This window comes from Cupriavidus sp. SZY C1, assembly GCF_032190535.1.
GTDB classification, from domain to species: Bacteria; Pseudomonadota; Gammaproteobacteria; order Burkholderiales; family Burkholderiaceae; genus Cupriavidus; species Cupriavidus pauculus_C.
On record NZ_JAUANU010000009.1, the window covers coordinates 24,273 to 43,588 of the forward strand.

15 protein-coding genes are annotated in these 19,316 nt (G+C 70.0%); 8 read left to right on the plus strand and 7 right to left on the minus strand.

Going from position 1 to position 19,316, the window contains the following annotated elements:
* The first annotated feature begins 1 nt into the window (after position 1).
* On the plus strand, positions 2 to 1,702 hold the full coding sequence (locus tag QTN24_RS15115; RefSeq protein ID WP_313837913.1) for a glycosyltransferase: 1,701 nt from the start codon (positions 2 to 4) through the stop codon (positions 1,700 to 1,702).
* A gap of 41 nt (positions 1,703 to 1,743) precedes the next feature.
* Positions 1,744 to 2,394: a class I SAM-dependent methyltransferase gene (locus QTN24_RS15120; RefSeq protein ID WP_124684596.1), complete on the plus strand. Its 651-nt coding sequence runs from the start codon at positions 1,744 to 1,746 to the stop codon at positions 2,392 to 2,394.
* 34 nt (positions 2,395 to 2,428) lie between these two features.
* Here the strand turns inward: QTN24_RS15120 and QTN24_RS15125 are convergent, their stop codons facing one another.
* The 3 genes from QTN24_RS15125 to QTN24_RS15135 are packed head-to-tail and all read right to left on the minus strand — an operon-like array spanning position 2,429 to position 6,115.
* The gene (locus QTN24_RS15125; RefSeq protein ID WP_313837916.1) at positions 2,429 to 3,604 is read right to left on the minus strand and encodes a polysaccharide biosynthesis/export family protein; all 1,176 of its coding nucleotides are present in this window, start codon (positions 3,602 to 3,604) and stop codon (positions 2,429 to 2,431) included.
* Complete coding sequence (locus QTN24_RS15130; RefSeq protein WP_313837918.1) at positions 3,601 to 4,902, minus strand: glycosyltransferase family 1 protein; 1,302 nt, start codon at positions 4,900 to 4,902, stop codon at positions 3,601 to 3,603. Before QTN24_RS15130 ends, QTN24_RS15125 begins: the two co-directional genes overlap by 4 nt.
* 22 nt (positions 4,903 to 4,924) lie before the next feature.
* On the minus strand, positions 4,925 to 6,115 hold the full coding sequence (locus QTN24_RS15135) for a glycosyltransferase family 1 protein (RefSeq protein ID WP_313837920.1): 1,191 nt from the start codon (positions 6,113 to 6,115) through the stop codon (positions 4,925 to 4,927).
* A gap of 149 nt (positions 6,116 to 6,264) precedes the next feature.
* Between QTN24_RS15135 and QTN24_RS15140 the strand changes: the two genes are divergently transcribed.
* Positions 6,265 to 6,927: an ABC transporter ATP-binding protein gene (locus QTN24_RS15140; RefSeq protein WP_124684600.1), complete on the plus strand. Its 663-nt coding sequence runs from the start codon at positions 6,265 to 6,267 to the stop codon at positions 6,925 to 6,927.
* A gap of 168 nt (positions 6,928 to 7,095) precedes the next feature.
* Here QTN24_RS15140 and QTN24_RS15145 read toward each other — a convergent pair whose 3' ends face one another.
* Positions 7,096 to 9,180 (minus strand): DNA/RNA non-specific endonuclease, encoded by a 2,085-nt coding sequence (locus QTN24_RS15145; protein WP_313837923.1) that lies wholly within the window; start codon positions 9,178 to 9,180, stop codon positions 7,096 to 7,098.
* A 268-nt stretch (positions 9,181 to 9,448) separates the two neighbouring features.
* On the opposite strand from QTN24_RS15145, the gene QTN24_RS15150 reads away from it, so the two are divergent.
* Entirely contained in the window at positions 9,449 to 10,456 is a 1,008-nt protein-coding gene (locus QTN24_RS15150; protein WP_313837925.1) for a CHAD domain-containing protein, read from the plus strand.
* 67 nt (positions 10,457 to 10,523) lie between these two features.
* On the opposite strand, the gene QTN24_RS15155 is transcribed toward QTN24_RS15150, so the two are convergent.
* From QTN24_RS15155 to QTN24_RS15165, 3 genes are read right to left on the minus strand one after another with little or no spacing between them, the layout of a single operon-like run.
* The gene (locus QTN24_RS15155) at positions 10,524 to 11,513 is read right to left on the minus strand and encodes a tripartite tricarboxylate transporter substrate binding protein (RefSeq protein WP_313837927.1); all 990 of its coding nucleotides are present in this window, start codon (positions 11,511 to 11,513) and stop codon (positions 10,524 to 10,526) included.
* Between the two features lie 49 nt (positions 11,514 to 11,562).
* A complete protein-coding gene (locus QTN24_RS15160; protein WP_124684604.1) occupies positions 11,563 to 12,705 on the minus strand; it encodes a CaiB/BaiF CoA transferase family protein in 1,143 nt (380 codons plus the stop codon).
* A 19-nt stretch (positions 12,706 to 12,724) separates the two neighbouring features.
* Entirely contained in the window at positions 12,725 to 13,693 is a 969-nt protein-coding gene (locus tag QTN24_RS15165; RefSeq protein WP_313837930.1) for a hydroxymethylglutaryl-CoA lyase, read from the minus strand.
* Between the two features lie 154 nt (positions 13,694 to 13,847).
* Here QTN24_RS15165 and QTN24_RS15170 point away from each other — a divergent pair, with 154 nt between their 5' ends.
* The 4 genes from QTN24_RS15170 (at position 13,848) to QTN24_RS15185 (ending at position 19,313) form a co-directional block, all read left to right on the plus strand.
* Complete coding sequence (locus QTN24_RS15170) at positions 13,848 to 14,777, plus strand: LysR family transcriptional regulator (RefSeq protein WP_313837932.1); 930 nt, start codon at positions 13,848 to 13,850, stop codon at positions 14,775 to 14,777.
* Between the two features lie 114 nt (positions 14,778 to 14,891).
* Positions 14,892 to 16,877 carry a TonB-dependent receptor gene (locus QTN24_RS15175; RefSeq protein WP_313837934.1) on the plus strand — a complete coding sequence of 662 codons (1,986 nt, stop codon included), beginning with the start codon at positions 14,892 to 14,894 and terminating at the stop codon, positions 16,875 to 16,877.
* Between the two features lie 27 nt (positions 16,878 to 16,904).
* Positions 16,905 to 18,251 (plus strand): HmuY family protein, encoded by a 1,347-nt coding sequence (locus tag QTN24_RS15180; RefSeq protein WP_313837936.1) that lies wholly within the window; start codon positions 16,905 to 16,907, stop codon positions 18,249 to 18,251.
* 21 nt (positions 18,252 to 18,272) lie between these two features.
* Complete coding sequence (locus QTN24_RS15185; protein ID WP_409559034.1) at positions 18,273 to 19,313, plus strand: hemin-degrading factor; 1,041 nt, start codon at positions 18,273 to 18,275, stop codon at positions 19,311 to 19,313.
* Positions 19,314 to 19,316 lie beyond the last annotated feature (3 nt).

The following is a 19,316-nucleotide window of genomic DNA, read 5'->3' on the forward strand; positions in this document are numbered from 1 at the left end:
CATGCCGGAAGCCAACGCAACCCTACAGGCCGATCTGGCGGAAGCGCAGTCGCTGGCGGAAGCGGGCCGCTTCGACGCCGCGCTGGACGCCTACCGCAGGATCCTCGACACCGACGAAAGCTGTACGCTGGCGTGGTACCGCAAGGGGCTGCTGCACCGGCACAACGGTGAGACGCGGCTTGCCATGGTGGCATTGCGGCGCTGCATCTCGCTATCCACGACCGACCCGTGGCCGCGATTCCAGCTGGCGCAGATGCTCTGGTCCACCGGCATCGCCCGGCGCTGGGAAGCGCTGCGGCTGTTCAAGTCGGCATTCGAACTCGATCCTCACTGCGCGGAGTTTCGGCTCAACCTCGGCAACGCGCTGGCATCGATGCAGATGCTGGGACGCGCCGCGCACATCCTCGCCCCGCTGCCCGCGTCGCTACCAAGCTGGTGGGCGGCGGCGCGCGACAACGCGATCGCGGCCTGGCGCGCGGCCCGCCACGAGACGCGCCAGAGGCTGGCGGCCCGCCGCCACGCCGACGGCGAGCGCTCGACCCTGCCCGACACGCTGCGGCTGGCCGGCCTGCTCGGCCAGATTGGCAAGCACCGTGCCGCCGGGTCCATTGCCCGGACAGTCATGCGCCAGCATCCCCACACCTGGGAGGCGTTTGCCATCCACGCCGACGTGCTCGCCCGGGATACCGGGCCGGCGGCAGCGGTCGCTTTCCTCGACAGCATCCGCTGGCTGTTCGGCGGCCAACCCGCGTTCGAGATCGCGACGGCCCGCCTGCGGTATGAAGTGGGCGAGAACGACGTCGCGTGGCGTCTGCTGACCCCCGCACTGCGGCGCGTATCACAGGAATCCCGCGCGCTGGCAAGCTCGGTACTTCTGGCGTTGAACGAAGGCGAGTTGCTGCTCGAACACTGCCGGGAATGGATGCACGACGCCCCCGACGACACCGCGCCCTTCATGTTCGCCCTGGCGGCCCAGCACGCCAGTGGCCGGCTGCAGACCTTTCGGGAAGGCACGGGCGCGCCGCATGCGGACGGCGGCGTGCCTGCCGCGACGACGCTGGTCCAGTTCTGGGACACCCCCAGCCCGCCCCCGGAAGTCATGGATGCCATGTCGACCTGGTCGGCCATGAACCCAGGGCTGCGCCATATCGTCTTCGACGATGCATCGGCCAGGGCCTACATCCTCGACCGGTATGGCGAGGAGGCGGCGGCAAGCTACGACTGGTGCCACCATCCGGCCATGAAGTCCGATGTGTTCCGCATCGCCTATCTGGCCAGTGACGGGGGCATCTATGTGGACGCCGACGAGTACTGCCGCAGGCCGTTGGCGCCCATCCTGCATGCGCTTGCCTCGGTCGAGCTGGTTGCCGCGCGCTCCGCCGACGTGGCGCCGTACCTCTACAACGCATTCCTCGCAGCGAGGCCCCGCTCGGACATCGTCAGGCGCGTCCTGGAACAGTTGCTTGCCCAACTGGCGCGCGCCCGACGGGCCGGCGTCCGGCTGGATATCTGGCACGCGACGGGCCCCGGCATTCTGACCCGTGCGGTCAGCCATCTGCTCATGAGCGAGCCCGACGCCTGCGCACGCGTGCTGCTGCTGACCAAGGGGCAGTACGAGAGCTTCTCGGAGGAACGCGACACCATGGCCTACAAGCAATCGACCCAGGGCAACTGGCGGCTTTCGGACCGCGCCGCCCCCTGAGCCCTTCTATCCTCCCCACGAAAACAGAGCAGGAAACCCCCATGAACCAGGCAAACGAAGCGCAGGCCGTCTTCACCGAGATCTATCACCGGAACCAATGGGGCAGCCCCGAATCCGTCTCGGGGTCCGGCTCCGAAATGACGCGCACGCGCCATCTGCGGGCGGAGTTGCCGCATCTGCTTCGGGAATTCAACATCCGATCGGTGCTGGACATCCCTTGCGGCGACTTCAACTGGATGCGGCACGTCGACCTGGGCGGCGTCCACTACATCGGCGCCGACATCGTGCCGGAACTCGTCGAGCACAACCGGCGGACTTACCGGGGCCCCCGCATACAGTTCGAGCACCTGGACGTGATCGCCTCGCCTTTGCCGAAGGTCGATGCAGTGCTGTGCCGCGATGGCCTGGTGCACTTTCCGCATGCCAGCATCGCGGCGGCGCTGCGCAACATCTGCAGCAGTGGTGCGCTGTATCTGCTGACCACGCACTTCTCGTTCCGCACGCCATCGGCCAACGAAGAGATCGACTTTGGACAGTGGCGCCGGCTGAACTTCGAGCTGGCGCCGTTTCACTGGCCCGCCCCACGCCGGTACATCATCGAGGGCTGCGACGAGCACGACGGGCACTTTGCCGACAAGAGCCTCGCCATCTGGCCGGTCCAGGAGATCCGTAGCCGGCTGCAGTGGCCATGACAGCGGCGGCGGGGCGCGGGCCGGCCCCCTTCCCTCACCGCTTGAAGAACTGATTCCCGGTATAGACCGGCGAGAACAGCAGGTTCAGGATCGACACGAACTTGGTAAGGCCGTTGGATTCGGCGTTGGCGATGTAGACCACGTCCTTGTCGCGCATGGCGAAGCGCTGCGCCAGGAAGTAGCTGGACGGGTTCATCAGGTCGAGCCGGTAGATCACGGGCGCGGTATCGGGCTGGTAGCGGAACACGAAGATCGCGCGCGGGTCGGCCTGCAGGTCGCCGGGGCCGCCCACCTTGGCCACGGCTTCCGCCAGGTTCACGCGCGGGGCGTCGAACGGTACCTGCGATACCTTGCCGGCCGCGCCCATGACCGAGAAGCTGCGCGGCCGGCGCTCGATCATCAGGCGGTCCTGCGGCCGCAGCGGCAGGTTGGCGTCGCTCTCGGGCGACAGGTCGGCCAGCGGCAGTTCCAGCGTGGTCTGTCCGCGTGTCAGGCGCGCGGCGACGTCGGTCATCGGATAGGCCGCGCCGCCGGCCAGCGCCACCATGTCCAGCACACGCTCGCCGCCGGGCGTCAGCGGCACCCGGCCCGGCTTGCGGACCTCGCCCATCACCATCACGCTGTTGGCCAGGTTGTCGCGCACGCTGACCACCACCTGGGGGTCTTGCGACTTGCCCCGCAGCGCGGCGCGGATGGCGTCTTCCAGTTCGCGCGGCGTGCGGCCGGCGGCCCGAATGCGGCCCGCGTAGGGCACCGGAATCGTGCCGTCGGCGGCCACCGTGAGCGTCGGCATGGCCTGCCCGGCCGCGGTGGGCTGCGGGGCCGCCGTCATGCCGCCGCCCATCGCCCCGAGCGTGGAGGCCGGGCCAAACAGCGTGGTGCCGACTTCGAAGATCGAGATGCCCAGCGTATCGCCGGCCCCGATGCGCTCGAAGACGGTGCCACCGCCGCGCGACACCGGCACATCGACGGGTACGCTCGCGGGCGCGGCGGGCATGGCGTCGAGCTTGCCGATCAGGTCGGCGTCGACGTCGGCGATGCGATAGCCCAGCGCGTTGGCGGCGCTGGCCTGCGCGTCCAGGATGTCGCGCGCCGTGGGGCCGCTGCTGGGCAGGTAGGCACAGCCGCCCAGCACGGCGGCGCAGGCCAGCGCCACGGCGCGCGGCGCAAGGTGAGCAAGGGAAGCGAGGGAAGCGGACGGTCGTTTCATGGTGAATCGGGAAGGGACAGCACGCGCGCGTACATCGCGCGCAGCCTGGCTTGATAAGGTTCGGGCGCAAACCGCTGCGCCTGGCGCGGGCCCAGGGCGGACAGTTGCGCGCGGAGATCGGCGTCGGCATCGAGCCGCCGGAAGCCGGCCGCGATGTCGGACACGCTGTACGGATCGACCATCAGCGCCGCGTCGCCGGCCACCTCGGGCAGCGACGCGACGTTCGACGTCAGCACCGGCGTGCCCACCGCCATGGCCTCCAGCACCGGCAGGCCAAAGCCTTCGTAGATCGACGGGAAGGCCACGGCGCGCGCCTGGCGCACCAGCGTCATCAGCCATGGACGCGGCAGGTAGTCATAGCGGCGGATGCGTTCACTGACGCCGCGCAGCGGGTGGCCGCCGTCACCGTGCAGCAGCCGCGTCTCGGCCGCGCTCTTCCAGGCCCGCGCGCCGACGATGACGAGCGGCGTGTCGACCTGCGCGGCCAGGTAGCCCTCCACGAGCCGGCCAATGTTCTTCTTCGGCTCGATGGCGCCGAAATACAGGAAGTATCCGCGCGGCGCCAGTTCGAACGCGGTTGCCAGCCGCGCGCCATCGTCGGCATCGGCCAGCGGCACGGGCATGACGGCCTGCCAGGTGTTCGTGATGCGCGCGGGGTCGGCGGCGGGAAACATCCGCAGCAGGTCGGCCCGGCTGGCTTCGGAGACGGTGCAGACGTGGTCGCCGTCGCGCAGGCACGCGCGCACCAGCCGGTAGTGGTAGCGCTTGTTCTCCAGCGACGTGTACGGCAGGCGCAGCGGCACCAGGTCGTGGATCGTGTAGATGTTGCGCGCGCCTTCGATCCGCACGGGCAGCGGATAGGTCCAGTGCATGATGTCCGGCGGATCGGGCACGCGCAGCCGTAGAAACCTGCCGTGGCGCCGGAAATGCCGCGCCGCCGCGTCGAACAGGTCGGGGCTCGTGAAGAGCCGGCTGCTGTCGGGCACGCGCGCTTCCAGGCCACGGGCGATAACGCTGTCCGTGCGCGGCACGTGTACCGCCGTGCGCCCCAGGACGTCGGCGCAGGCCGTGCCGATGGCCGCCAGCCGGTTGCGCGACGCGCGGCGCGGCCGGTCCAGCGCATCGAAGAACAACACCTCGCGCAGCGGCACGGCGGTGCGTGCCCCGACCGCGAGGCCGTAGACCAGGTCCACGTCGTGCCCCATCCGCGCGAGCGACCACGCCAGCGTGCGGGCGTAGGTGGCCACGCCGGAGCCATTCGGCAGCGCCAGATTGAATCCATCCACACCGATGCGCATGGCTGTCCTGTCGATATGGGAGTCAGGCGACGCCGCGCGCGGTGGCGCCGCAGACATCGGCATAGAGCGCCAGCAGCCGCTGCGCGTAACCGCGCGGGGCAAACGCGGCCACCTGCTCGAAGCCGGCGGCACGCAGGCGGCGGCACAACTGGTCGTCGCGGTCCAGCGCCCGGATGGCGCGGGCCATGGCATGCGTGTCGCGCGGGTCAACGTGCAGCGCGTGGCCGCCCCCCACTTCGCGCAGCGCGCCAGCATTGCTGGTCATCACCGGCGTGCCCAGCGCCATGGCCTCCGCGACGGGCAGGCCAAAGCCCTCGGCCAGCGACGGGAACAGCATCGCGCGCGCCTGGCGGATCAGCGCCATCAGCTCCGCCTGCGGCAGCCAGGGCAGCCGGATCACGCCCGGCGAGCGCGCGAGCATCGACTCGATCTGCGGGATGTCGCGCGCGATGGGGCCGGCCACCACCAGCGCGCGGGACGTCTGCGCGGTGCGATGGGCCGCCACCAGGCGCGGCAGGTTCTTGCGCGCTTCGGGCATGCCGCAGCAGATGAAGTAGCCACCTGGCCGCAGGCCGGCCGGCAGGCCCGGATCGCGCTGCAGCGCCGCGTGCACGGCCTGCGACGTATTGGTGACGAACGCGGGCGGGCAACCGAGTACGTCGATGATCTCGGCGCGCGAGGCGTCGGAGACGGTCACCAGATGGTCCGCCTGCGCGACGATCTCGCGCAGCAGCCGCAGGTGCCGCGCGGCACCGACCGACGTCAGGCGCGGATGCGTGAGCGGGATCAGGTCATGGACGGTGTAGACGTTACGCGCGCCTTCCAGGTACAGCGGCAGCGGATAAGTCCAGTGCATGATGGCCGGCGGCGCGGCGCAGCGCACGCGCATCAGACGCTGGTGAAGGTTGAAGTAGCTCTGGGCCTCGCGGAACAGACGGCCCCCATCGTGCACGCGATGCTGGGGTTCGGCCAGGCCCGCGTGACGCTCGAAGACGGCCTCTCGCGTGCCGGTGCGCAGCGCGGCCAGCCATCGCGCGGGCGCGGACTCGCGTGCCGCGCCCCCCGGCGTACGCGCAGACCGGCCGCCACCGAGCCAGTGCACCGCCACGCCGGCACGCGCCAGGCTCGCGCCGAGCGAGCGCGCATAGGTGGCCACCCCGGTGCCGGCGCCGAGGCTCCACGTGCGGGCATCGATGCCAACACCCAGGTCCACGGGCGGTTGCGCGCAGGGTAATGCAGGAATGACCACGGGCGCGTGGCGTGGCGCCACCGCATCGCGCGCCGGCCGCGATTGATCGGTCCGAAGGATCGTGCTCATAATGCGGCACCGAAAACCTCCGCGCACCGCATCGGGCCACGCCAATGATTTCCTTCCAGAACGTCAGCAAGCGCTATCTCGTGGGGCATGTTCCGACCACCGTCCTTCAAAACGTTTCCTTCACCATCGGCCGTGGCACCGCGCTTGGCATCTGCGGTGCCAATGGCGCTGGAAAGTCCACGCTGATGCGCCTGGCCGCGGGCGTGGAGCTGCCCACCAGCGGCCAGGTGCAACGTACGTTCTCCGTGTCGTGGCCGCTGGGCTACAGCAGCGCGTTCCAGAGCAGCCTGACCGGGGCCGACAATGCACGCTTCATCGCGCGCGTGTACGGCAAGCCGATCGACGACACGCTCGCGTTCGTCAACGACTTTGCCGAGCTGGGCCGCTACTTCCGCATGCCGGTGCACGCCTACTCGGCCGGCATGTCGGCGCGGCTGGCGTTCGCGATCTCGCTGGCCGTGGATTTCGACTGCTACCTGATCGACGAGGTGACGGCAGCCGGCGACGCCCGCTTCCGCCAGCGTTGCCACGATGCGCTGCGCGCCCGGCTGGCCAACGCGGCGCTGATCATGGTTTCGCACGACCCGTCCACGCTGACCGATTTCTGTAACACTGGGGCCGTCCTGCACAACGGCACGCTGCGCCGCTTCGACACCATCGACGACGCGCTGCACGCCCACCATGACCTGCAACGGGCGCCAGCCTGAACGGACGGCACGACACGGGCGAAAGCGTGACCTTGCGCGATGACGCACTTGCGTCACGGATTGGGCAGATTTTGAAACGGGGGCGCCATATTCGGGCCGGGCGCGGCAGACCCCGCCCCGCCCCGACGGGCGCGCGGGTCATTGGGGCAGGCGGGGCGGGCGGGACTGCTAGCGCAGCGGGATGTCGTCGAGGTCGCGCACTTCGCGGAAGCGCTCTCCCGGCGTGGGCACCTGGCCGCCGGCCGTGTCGATGGCGCGGAACGCGGACAGGTCGAGCCCGGTCATCGTCTCCAGTTGCGGCACCGGCACCACGAACTTGCGGATGCCGGCGTCCACGCCCTTGGCCGGGTGCGCGTCGCCGCGGTTGATGTCCAGCACGTCGCGCTGGTCGGCCAGCAGCGCCACGGCCTTGAGCCCGCTGGCGCCGTGCCACGCCACGAGCTTCCAGTAGGCGGACGGGATCTGCACGTCGTCGGCCCAGAGGTCGGTCTCGTCGTTGAAGACCGGTCCCTGCAGCACCGACAGCCGGGCGCCCTCAATGGTCCGCACGCCGCGCTCCAGCACGTATTGCTCGATGCCCTGCCAGAGGTTGTCGCCCTGGTTGAACAGGAAGTGCTGCGGCGTGCAGTTCGGAAAGTGGAAGGTATCGGTCTCGGCACGCGCGGCGAAATCGCCCCAGGTGGCATCGGCGCGGCGGGTCAGGTGTCCCCGGTCGAACAGCGCGCTCCAGGCCGCGTAGAACGTATCGTCGATGACGCTGGCCGGGTCCACGCGCGGGTCGCGGTACCACGCTTCGCGCTCGGGCTCGCGCGGCGCCGGGCTGCGCTTCAGCTCGATGTAGGTCGGGCCGTCGATATTGGTCGCCGTGAACAGGGCCAGCCGGCGCGCGGCATGGACGATGGCGCTGAAATTCTGGTAGTGCAGCAAGCCGGGCGTGGTGCCGTCCAGCAGCGGCAGCGTCCGGGCCTGGATGCCGCGCACAAGCTGGCCGAGATCGATGTCGAGCCCCTTGATGAAGCCGCCGTCGAAGCCGCTGCGATTGGCGTAGTCTCGATCCAGCCGCGCGCGCTCCGGCTGGCCGCTGAGCCGCAGCGCCGGGGTCGGCGCCAGAACCGGCGGCGCGGGCGCCGGGGCGGCGGTATCGGCCAGACGGATGCTGATCTGCAGCGGCACGACCAGCGAGGCGCCGCCATCGGCCGATAACACTGGCGCCGACGTGCCGCGCGCCAGCCGCGTCGATTCCGCCTGGCCGCCGGTGCGGACCGGCACCACGGCCGCAGACGGCGGCGGACGGCGTTCCAGTTGCTGCCGCGTGGCGGGCCGCGCCGCGGCGTAGCGGCTCAGCGCATCGACCAGCAGGTCTTTCTGCGGGCCAGCCGCCAGGGTCTCGGTGCGTTGCTTGAGATCGGTGTAGATCGCGCTGATCCGGATACCGACGTTGACCACGGCCTGGCGCGTGCCCGCCGCGTCTTCCTCGTTGTCGCCCTGGCCGTAGTGATGCAGCGCGATCACTTCCCAGTCGTCGTTGAACGCGGGCGAGCCCGACGTGCCCGGCAGCGTGTCGGTATCGTAGATCAGGTACTGGTCGCGCCGGTCCAGCAGGAAGTTGTTGCGGATGGCAATGGTCTTCTTGCGCCCGCGCGGGTGCTGGATGATGTTGACGGCCATGCCCTTGCGGTGCTTGTCCTTGGCGTCACTGAGCGGCACGTAGCCAAAATCGGCCAGCGCGCCGGCGCCCTGCACGCGGTGGCCCACGGCCACGATGGCGTAGTCCAGTTCGGCCTCGGGCGAGAACACCGCCAGCCGGTCGGGGTCCAGCACGAACACGGTGGGCGCCACGGGCTGGCCGGCGCCGTTGATCTCGTCGTCGAACACCAGCTCGGCGGCGCGCGCGTGGTCCACGCTGCGGATCACATGCTGGTTGGTCATGATCAGCGAGGGGCTGATCAGGAACGCGGTGGCGCTCTCGGTGGCGCCGTCGAGCTCGATCTGCACACGGCAGACGCAACGCCGCGCCGTGGCGCCATCGACCAGGAAGCTGACCGGCTGGAAGTCGTTGGTGCCCGACACCGACTCGGGCATGCCCATCGACATCCCGCTCTTGACCGAGAACGCGCGCCGGCGCACCGGGTCCTGCTCGGCCTGCTCGGGCCGGCCCTCCTTCAGCAACTGGCGCACGCGCCGCCGCTCGGCGGCGGTGGCCTCGACCAGCGCCTTCATCTGACTCGTGGATAGGTCGTTCAGCCAGCGCATCGTGCCTCTCCCGCTGTGGGTGTGGCCGACGAGCTTGGCGCACCGCTGCGACGGTTTTGTGACAGCGGCGCCGAATATGTCAATTTCATGACAGAGAACCGGCCTGCGCCCGGCAAAGGCATGGCTCTTGCAGCCATTCCCGCAGCGCCCTGACGGCGCCCGTCCGCAACGGTCCGGGCGCACCAGGGCATGTAATTCTCGCGCACCGCTTGTACGAACGGCATGGTCGTTCCCCGGCGGGACGCGCGCTGCACAAGGAAAGGCGACCATGGAGAACGAACTGAAGCTGCCGACCGACCTGGCACAGCGGCCGAACGCCGGCGACCCGACGGCGCGGCCCGACCCGCACACCGACACCCGCTCGGCCACCACGGCGGCCCGGCTGACGCTGAAGCGGCGCGACACCGTGGAATCGGCGTTCTGCAAGATCCTGCACAACTGCCTGGACCAGGTGCACGCCAACGCGCCGCTGGTGGCGGCCGGCGATTCACCGGAAGGCGTGCACCAGATGCGCGTGGGGCTGCGCCGCTTCCGCTCCGCGCTGGACCTGTTCGAGGGTGTGGTGACGCTGCCGGACGGCATGGAGGAGGAAGTGAAGTGGCTGGCCGACGAACTGGGCCGCGCGCGCGACTGGCACGTGCTGGCGAATGCCACGCTGCGCCAGGTGGATGCCGGCGACGACCAGCGCGACGCGCTGCGCGAAACCAGCGCCGCCGCACTGTCGATCGAGCAAGCGCGCCAGGCCGATGCCGCCCAGGCGGTCACCTCGCCGCGCTACGGCGAGTTGATGCAGGCGCTCGACCAGTGGCTCACGACCGCCCCGTGGCGCGACGGCACTGACTCGGCCCGCGCGAAGCAGCTCGATGCCAACGCCATCGACCATGCGGACAAGGTGATGCGCAAGCGCCACCGCAAGCTGGTCCAGCGCGGACGCGGGCTGCACAAGCTCGACGCGCACCGCCGCCACCGCGCCCGGATCGCGGCCAAGAAGCTGCGCTACGCCACCGAGTTCTTCGCCGGCCTGTTCCGGCCGAAGACGCTGAAGCCCTACCGGCGCGTGCTGTCGAAGCTGCAGGACGACCTGGGCTGGGGCAACGACATGGCCGTGGCCGACGGCCTGCTCAGCCACCTGGAACTGCACCACCGCAAGGCCTCCGCTGGCGCCAGCTACGCGCGCGGCTTCCTGGCCGCCCGCGTGCAGGACGACCGCGACAACCAGCGCAAGCTGTGGAAGCGGTTCCGCGCCACCGGGCGGCCCGTGGCGGTCAGGGGTTGATGACGGACGCGTAATCGCCCAGCCTGTAGAGGGTTAGGTTGCTGCCTGGCAATCGGTTGTGGGTGAGTTATTCGACCTTGACGTTGGCCTTCCTGACCAGCGCCGCGTAGCGGCTGGCCTCGCTGCGGAAGAACTGGGCGGCTGCCTCCGGCGTGGTGGGCTTGACCACGGTGGCCTGCTTCCGGAGCGCCTCGACCACCTCGGGACTGGCGAACGCGGTGGCGAAGGCGTCGTGCAGGCGCTTGACGTCGGCCGGCTTCATCCCGGCCGGGCCCACCACGGCGAACCAGCCTTCCACGTCGTAGTGCGACAGCCCCTGCTCGGCGATGGTCGGGATGTCCGGCGCCACGGCCGACCGCTCGTCGCCGCACAGGCCGATGGCGCGCAGCGTGCCGGCCTTGATGTGCGGCAGCGCGGCGTTCAGCGCCACCACGCCAAAGTCGACCTGGCCGCCGATCAGGTCGGTGATCATCGGGCCGGTGCCCTTGTACGGGATATGGTTGGCGCGCACGCCGGCTTCGCTCAGGAACAGTTCGCCGGCCAGGTGGATGATCGTGCCGTTGCCCGACGACGCCATGTTGTAGCCGTCCGGCCTGGACTTGAGCAGCGCCGTCAGCTCCCTGACCGAGCGCGCCGGCAGCTTTGGATTGGCCACCAGCACCAGTTGCGTGGCGCCGATCACGCTGATCGGCGTGATGTCCTTGATGGCGTCGAACGGCATCGACTTGAACACGCTGGGGTTGATGACGTGGTTGTTCGACACCACGCCCAGCGTGTTGCCGTCCGGCGCGGCCTTGACCACGGCGGCCGCGCCGCTGATGCCGCCGGCGCCGGGCAGGTTCTCGATCACCACGGGCTGGCCCAGCGACTTGCCCAGTGCGGGGCCGGCCGCGCGCACGATGGCATCGACGCCGGAGCCGGCGCTGATCGGCAGCACCAGCCGCAGCGGCTTGCCGCCCTGGGCCAGGGCCGGCGGCAGCACCGATACCGTGGCCGCGGCCAGCAGCAGTTTCAGAGCCGACCGCCGGCCGGCCCGCAATGCGGGGGATGGGTACATCGTTGTCTCCGTCATGTTTTTTGTAGTGAAGCGGTACGGCGGCAGCGGGTCAGCGCCCGCGCAGGCGCCCGAGGATTTCCTCGGTGTGCTCGCCCGGCCTTGGCAGCGGCCGCTGCACGCCGGGACGGCGCCCGCCCATCAGCAGCGGCAGCAGCACGGTGGGCGCCATCGAGCCGTCGTCGGCCTGCATCGGCACCAGCCCGCCGCTGGCCTTCAGGTGCGGGTCGTCGAGCAGCTGGTCGGGCCGGACGATTGGCGCATACGGGATGCCGGCGGCTTCGAGCTGCGGCGACAGTTCGTCGGCGCGGCGGGTGGCGAGGATCGCGCCCAGTTCCTGCAGCAGTTGCGGGCGCACCGCCACGCGCGAGGCGTTGTCGCGGTATTCGGGTCGCTCCAGCAGCGCCGGGTGGCCGAGCACGTGGCAGAGCGTGACGAACTGCTTGTCGCTGACGGCGCCGATGAAAAGCTGGGCGTCGTCGGCCAGCGTGAAGACGTCGTAGACGCTCCAGGCCGACACGCGCGACGGCATCGGCGGCGGCGCCTCGCCGGTCATCGCGAACTGCTGCATGTGCTGCGACGCCAGGAACACGCAGTTCTCGAACAGCGCGCTCTGGATCTCCTGCCCCTGGCCGGTACGGTCGCGCTCGCGCAGCGCGGCCAGCACGCCGATGGCGCCGAACATGCCGCCCATGATGTCGTTGACCGACGTCCCCGCGCGCAACGGCCGGCCCCTGGGCCCGGTCATGTACGACAGCCCGCCCATCATCTGCACCACCTCGTCCAGCGCCAGCCGTTTTTCGTACGGGCCGGGCAGGAAGCCCTTGTGCGAGACGTAGATCAGGTGGCGATACCGGCTGGACAGCGTGGCGTAGTCGAGCCCGAGTTTCTCCATCAGCCCGGGGCGGAAGTTCTCCAGCAGCACGTCGCTCTGGCCGGCCAGTTCGGCGGCGGCAGCGCGGCCTTCGTCGGTCGTGATGTCCAGGATCACGCTCTTCTTGTTGCGGTTGAAGGCGCGGAAGAAGCCGATGCCCAGGCCGGGCAGGTTGCGCGTCTTGTCGCCGCCGGGCGGCTCCACCTTGATCACTTCGGCGCCAAGGTCGGCCAGGATCATGCCGCACGTCGGCCCCATGACCATGTGCGTGAATTCGACCACGCGGATGCCGGCCAGCGGAAGGGAGTTGTCTTGTTGCATGGTGGTCTCGCGGAAAGGGTCAGGCGGCGGCGCGGGCGGCGGCCGGAGCGAATGTCCGGGGCAGGCCGGCGCGCCAGAGCGTGCCGTGCAGCCTCTCGCCGGGCAGCATCTGCGCGACCTCGCGGCGCAGGGCCAGCAGCGCATCGATGTCGATGCCGGTGTCGATGCCCATGCTGGCGAGCATGTAGGCCAGGTCTTCGGACGCCACGTTGCCGCTGGCGCCGGGCGCGTGCGGGCAGCCGCCGATGCCGGCCAGGCAGGCGTCGAAGCGCGTGACGCCGGTATCCAGCGCGGCCAGCACGTTGGCCAGGCCCAGGCCGCGCGTGTCGTGGAAGTGACCGCAGTGAAAGCGCTCGCCGCCGATCCGCAGCGCCCGCTCGAACAACGCTCGCACCGCGCGCGGATCGGCGTAGCCGACCGTGTCGGCCAGGCTGACGCGGTCGGCCCCGGCATCCAGCAGCGCCTGCATCAGCCGCAGCACCTCGTCGGCGTCGACATGGCCCTGGATCGTGCAGCCGAAGGCCGTGCCCACGCCGCCTTCGATCAGCGTCTTCGATCCGGCGGCGTCGCGCGCGGCCCGGATGCGGGCCACCTCGGCCACCACGTCGTCGGGCGTCTTGCGCAGGTTGGCCAGGCTGTGGGCGTGGCTGGCCGACAGCGGCACCAGCATCAGGTTCGCACCGCTGGCGATGGCGCTTTCGGCGCCGCGCAGGTTCGGCACCAGCACCGAGACGAACAGCCCCGGCAGCGTGCGGGCAAACGCGACCAGCTCGGCCGTGTCGGCCAGTTGCGGCAGCAGCCGGGCCGGGACGAACGAGCCCACCTCGATTTCGCGCTGGCCGGCGGCATGGGCGGCCGCTATCCACGCGATTTTCTGCGCGGTCGGCACGATGGTCTGGAGGCTCTGCAGCCCGTCGCGCAGGCCGACTTCGCGGATCACGGCGTGGCGCGGCCATGGCGCCGGCCGGGCTTGGGGATGGGATGTCATGGGTAGGAATGAGGCGGAGCGGAAGCGATGGAGCCACTATATGACGTGCCAGGATCGCTCTGAAGCGGTAATCCGCCACGCTATCGATTCCAATCTGGAAACTCTCAGCGCTTGCCGCTACCATGCCCGCACCCCTTCCGGAGGCAAACCCGCCATGCGTGATCTCGACCTCACCTCCCTGCGCCTGTTCGTCGCCGTCTGCGAGACGCGGAACATGGCGCGCGCCGGCGAGCAGGAGCACATCGTCGCGTCGGCCATCAGCAAGCGGCTGGCCCAGCTGGAGCAGACCGTGGGCGCCGCGCTGTTCGAGCGGCGGCGGCGCGGCGTGATTCCGACCGCGGCCGGCGAGATCCTGCTGGAGCACGCGCGGGCCATCCTGGCCGCCACCGACCGCGCCGCGCGCGACATGCGCGACCACGGCACCGGTGTGCGCGGCCAGGTGCGGCTGCTGGCGACGGTGTCGTCGATGGCCGAGTCGCTGCCCGACGACATCGCCAGCTTCCTGGTCCAGCCCGCGCACCGCGACATCCGCGTGTCGATCGAGGAAAACCTGAGCAAGGACGTGGTGCGGGCGCTGCGCGAGGGGTCGGCGCCGCTGGGCGTCTGCTGGGACGCCGCCGACCTGGAAGGCTTCGAGACCCGCCCGTACCGCACCGATTCGCTGTCGGCCGTGGTGCATCCGTCCCATCCGCTGGCCGACCAGCCGGGCTGCGCGTTCGCGCAGACGCTGGATTTCGAACACGTCGGCATGCCGGGCCAGACCGCGGTCCATACGATGCTGATGCGCCAGGCCGCGATCCTGGGCAAGCCGATGGCGTACCGCGTGGTGGTGTCGTCGTTTGACGCGTCGCTACGCTGCGTGCGCGCCAACCTGGGGCTGGCCATCGTGCCGCGCGAGGTGGTGGGCACGCTGGAGGCATCGCTGGGCGTACGCGTGGTGCCGCTGACCGACGACTGGGCGCAGCGTCGCTTTGCCATCGTGTTCCGGGCCGCGTCGAGCCTGTCGCCGGCGGCGCGGCTGCTGGTGGAACACCTGGCCGCCGCCGCTCACGCAGCCGCGCCGGTCATCGCCAGGAGTTCGTGAACGCCCGGCACGCTTCATTAAGCATTCTTAAGGAAAGATGCGGACGAGAATCATTATCATTTGGTCCTCTTCTGCCATCGCCCCGGGCCCTTGCGCGACCCGATCCGCCCCTGAATGCGCCTCAAATATCTTGCCGTCGTTGCCGGCACCCTCCTTTCCGCCGCGCCGCAGTTGCGGGCCCAGCCGTCCGGCACCGGCGATCCGCTGCCGACGGTGGTGGTGACCGGCACGCGCAGCGAGAAGACGCTGGACGAGACGCCCGTCCGTACCGAAGTGGTGGACCGCCAGGAGATCGAGCGGACCCACGCGCGCACGCTCAAGGACGCGCTGGAAAACGTGCCCGGGCTGCAGCTGCGCGAGATCCACGGCAAGTCCGGCTACGAGGTGACGCTGCAGGGCATGACCAGCGACCAGGTGCTGGTGCTGATCGACGGGCTGCCAATCTCGGCCAGCACCGGCTCCACGGTCGATGTCTCGCAGTACCTGCTGACCGAGGTGGACCGCGTGGAGGTGGTCAAGGGCGCCAGTTCGGCCCAGTACGGCAGTTCGGCGATGGGCGGCGTGATCAACGTCATCACGCGGCCGATCGACAAGGGATTCTCCGGCGCGGTGACAGCCGATGCGGGCAGCTACGGCGGCCAGAACGCCGACGGATCGCCGGGCGCGCTGCATGGCAACGTGCGGCTCGAAGGCGGGACCGAGCAGTTCCGCGCGCGCATCAGCGCCGACGGGCTGGACAACAAGGGCTTTGCCGTCGAGCCGGACGGCTGGACGCGCCGCGGCGACAAGATCCGCCGCGAGCAGTACGCCGGACGGCTGGAGTGGTTGCCGAGCCAGGCCGGCCGCGTCTGGTTCGACGCCAGCGCGTACCGCGAGACCGACGAGCAGCGCTACCAGTACTACGTACCGCCGCGCTACGTGCCACAGCGCAAGACCGAGGACATCGACCGCAACCGCTATACGTACGGCGGCCAGTGGCGCTTTGACAATGGCGTGCGGGCGCGGCTGGCGGGCGTGCACGAGACCTACGACAGTACGTCGCGCGAGTATTCGAACGACTTCCGCACGGCCGAGCGCAAGTCGGCCCAGCAGACCGACCACGTGTCGGCGCAGTTCGACCTGCCGGCGTGGTACCGCCAGCTCTGGCAGTTTGGCGGCGACTTCCATCGAGAAACGCTCGACCAGTCGGTCAACGGCACGTCGGAGCTGGCCGGCGCCGGCAGCGCGTCGCGCCAGTCGGGCGAGCTCTACCTGCAGAACGACATCCTGCTCAGCGAGACCTGGGAAGTGATTGCCGGCCTGCGCGGCCAGCACGACTCGGACTTCGGCAGCCACTTCGCGCCCAAGGTGGGCGTGCGGGCCAACCTGCTGTCCACCGATACCTGGAAGGGCGTGCTGCGCGCCAACTACGGCCAGGGCTACCGCGTGCCCAACCTGAAGGAGCGGCACTACCTGTTCGACCACAGCTCGCTGGGCTACATCGTGCTGGGCAATCCGGACCTGAAGCCCGAGTCGTCGCACAGCTTCCAGCTTGGCGGGCAACTGAGCTGGCGCGACCGCGTGACGGTGGACGCCAACCTGTTCTACAACCGCGTGACGGACCTGATCCAGACCGACATGACCAATTTCACGATGGTCAACGGCATTGCGGTCTACACGTACCGCAACGTGGCGCGGGCCCGCACGCAGGGCGCCGAAACGTCGCTGCGCTGGCGCGCCAGCAACACGCTGAACCTGACGGCCGCCTACACGTTCACCGACACCGAGGACCTGAACACCGGCGCCGAGCTGACCCGGCGGCCGCGCCACATGGGCCGGCTGGGGGCCGACTGGCGCCTGTTCCCGTCCACCGAGCTGACCACCCGCGCGCGCTTCCAGAGCAGCGAGCTGACCGATGCCGCCACGGGCGCGCGGTCGCCGGGGTGGGGCACGCTGGACCTGGTGCTGAACCAGAAGATCGGCAAGTCGGTGACGGCCTTTGTCGGCGTCAACAACCTTTTCGATCGCCAACGCGATTTTGCGAATGCCAGTGACTTCGGGCCCGTGGCGGGGCGCTTTATCTACCTGGGCGCACGGTTCCGCGTGGACGTCGCCCGCTGACAAGAACACATCGGGGAAGCATTCATCATGAACGACACTCTCGCATTGCACCGCCGCGCGCTGCGCGCGCTCGGCATCGCCTCGCTGGCGCTGGCCCTTGCCGCCTGCGGCGGTGGCGGCGACGACGGCGCCACCACCACCACGCCGGCCACCGGCGGCGGCACCAGCACGGGCGGCACCAACACCGGCGGCGGCACGACCACGCCGCCGGCATCGACATCGGCGTTCACGCAGACGGCCGAGTGGAGCTTCAAGCTGCCGGCGGCCGGTGCGTCGCTGTGCTACGACTTCAACACCAAGGCCGAGACGGCCTGCACGGGCACCGCCTGGGACCTAAAGGTCAAGACCGAGACCGGCGGCCGCACGGCCAAGCTGTGGACCAACAGCGGCACCAGCGGCACCGGCAACGGCGGCGCGTTCGGCAGCCCGTTCGACCACACCTGGACCGCGCTGTCGGCCTGGAAGAACGCCACGACCGATCCGGTCAGCGGCGCCCTGCCCGCCACCGTGTTCCTGAAGGATTCGGCCAGCGGCGTGTTCTCCAGCGCCAACGCCATCGGCTCGGCCGTGTTCGAGTACGGCGTGACCGGCGCGGCCACCGACCACTCGCTGTACCCAACCTTCCGCACCTTCGTCATCACCACCAACAGCGCCGTGGCCGACGCCACGGGCGCCACGCCGTCCACGGTGTTCGCCCTGCAGGTCACGGGCTACTACGGCGGCGCCAGCGGCACGACGTCCGGCTATCCGAGCTTCCGCTTCGTCGACCGCAACGCGCCGGGCACCGTCCACACCGCCCAGGTCAATGCATCGGCCGACTGGGTCTACTACGACCTCGTGAACCGCGCCGTGACCACCGCCACCGGCACGTGGCACATCGCGTTCAACCGCTACAACGTCAAGCTGAACGGCGGCGAATCGGGCACGGGCACGGTGGCCGGCTTTGTCGGGCGCACCCCGGCCGGTTTCTACGATGCGTCGAACAAGCCGGTGGCGGCCCGGTTCACCGACACGAACAACCTGACCGCGACCCTGGCCGACCTGGCCGACGCGACGCTGGCCGTACCGGCCACGGCGACGGCCTGGGTCAAGGACGCGACGGCTTCGGTGCTGAACCCGGCCTTCACGGGCAACTTCCCGAACCCGCTGAACTATGGCTGGTTCACGTACTTCCCGACCGCCGCCGCTGCAGCCGCGAACGGGCTGCCGTCGGTGGCGCACGTGATCGCCGCCAATGCCGACGCGGGCGGCCTGATCCGCGGCGGCGAAGGCACCACGTATGCGCGCTTCCATCTGACCAAGATCGCCTACGCGGACCCGACCCTGAACACCAGCCAGCAGACCTGGACGATCAACTTCGACATCCAGCCCTGACCGGGCGCGTCGACCAACACGATGGACATGGAACCGCATCACATCGACACGCTGCGCCAGCGCCACCAGGCGCTGGTGGCAGCCCAACCGAACCTCCGCATCCGGGATCGCGCCCGGCAACTGGGCGTCACCGAAGCCGAACTGGTGGCCGCCGGGTGCGGCGTGACGGCCCGGCAGCTTGGCGGCACGCCGCAGCAACTGGTCCGCGACCTTGGCACGCTGGGGCCGGTCATGGCGCTGTCGCGCAACGACCATGCCGTGCACGAGCGGCACGGCCAGTACCAGGGCATCGAAGCCGACGGCCCCGTCGGCCTGGTGCTCGGGCCGGACATCGACCTGCGCCTGTTCTTCGGTAGCTGGCGGTATTTCTACGCCGTGACCGAGAACGGCCGCGACAGCCTGCAGTTCTTCGACAAGGCCGGCGATGCCGTGCACAAGGTCTACCGCACCGACGCGACCGACGCCGAAGCATGGCAGGCATACGTCGACCGTCACGCGCTGGACGCGCTGGCGCCGGTGACGGTGGAGCCGATCGCGGCCGTCGCCGAGGCGGCTGCCCCGGCCGACCCGGCCGCGCTGCGCACCCACTGGCGCGGGCTGCAGGACACGCACGACTTCTTTGCGATGCTGCGCCAGTTCAAGGTGTCGCGCCTGGGCGCCCTGCGCGCGGCGGGCGACGACCTGGCCCAGCAGGTGGACAACATCGCCGTGGAGACCATGCTGGGCCGGGCCGCCGAGGCGGGCCTGCCGATCATGTGCTTCGTGGCCAACCGGGGCATCGTGCAGATCCACAGCGGCCGGGTGCACAAGCTGGTGCGCACCGGCCCGTGGTTCAACGTGCTGGATCCCGCCTTCAACCTGCACCTGAACACCGGCGCGGTGGCGTCGAGCTGGATCGTCAACAAGCCCACCGTCGACGGCTGGGTGACGTCGCTGGAACTGTTCGATGCGGACGGCGGGCTGGTGGTGCAGTTCTTCGGCGAGCGCAAGCCAGGCCAGCCGGAACTGCCGGCCTGGCGCGCGCTGCTGCAATCGCTGTGCCCGGTCGCGCTGGCCGCCTGAACC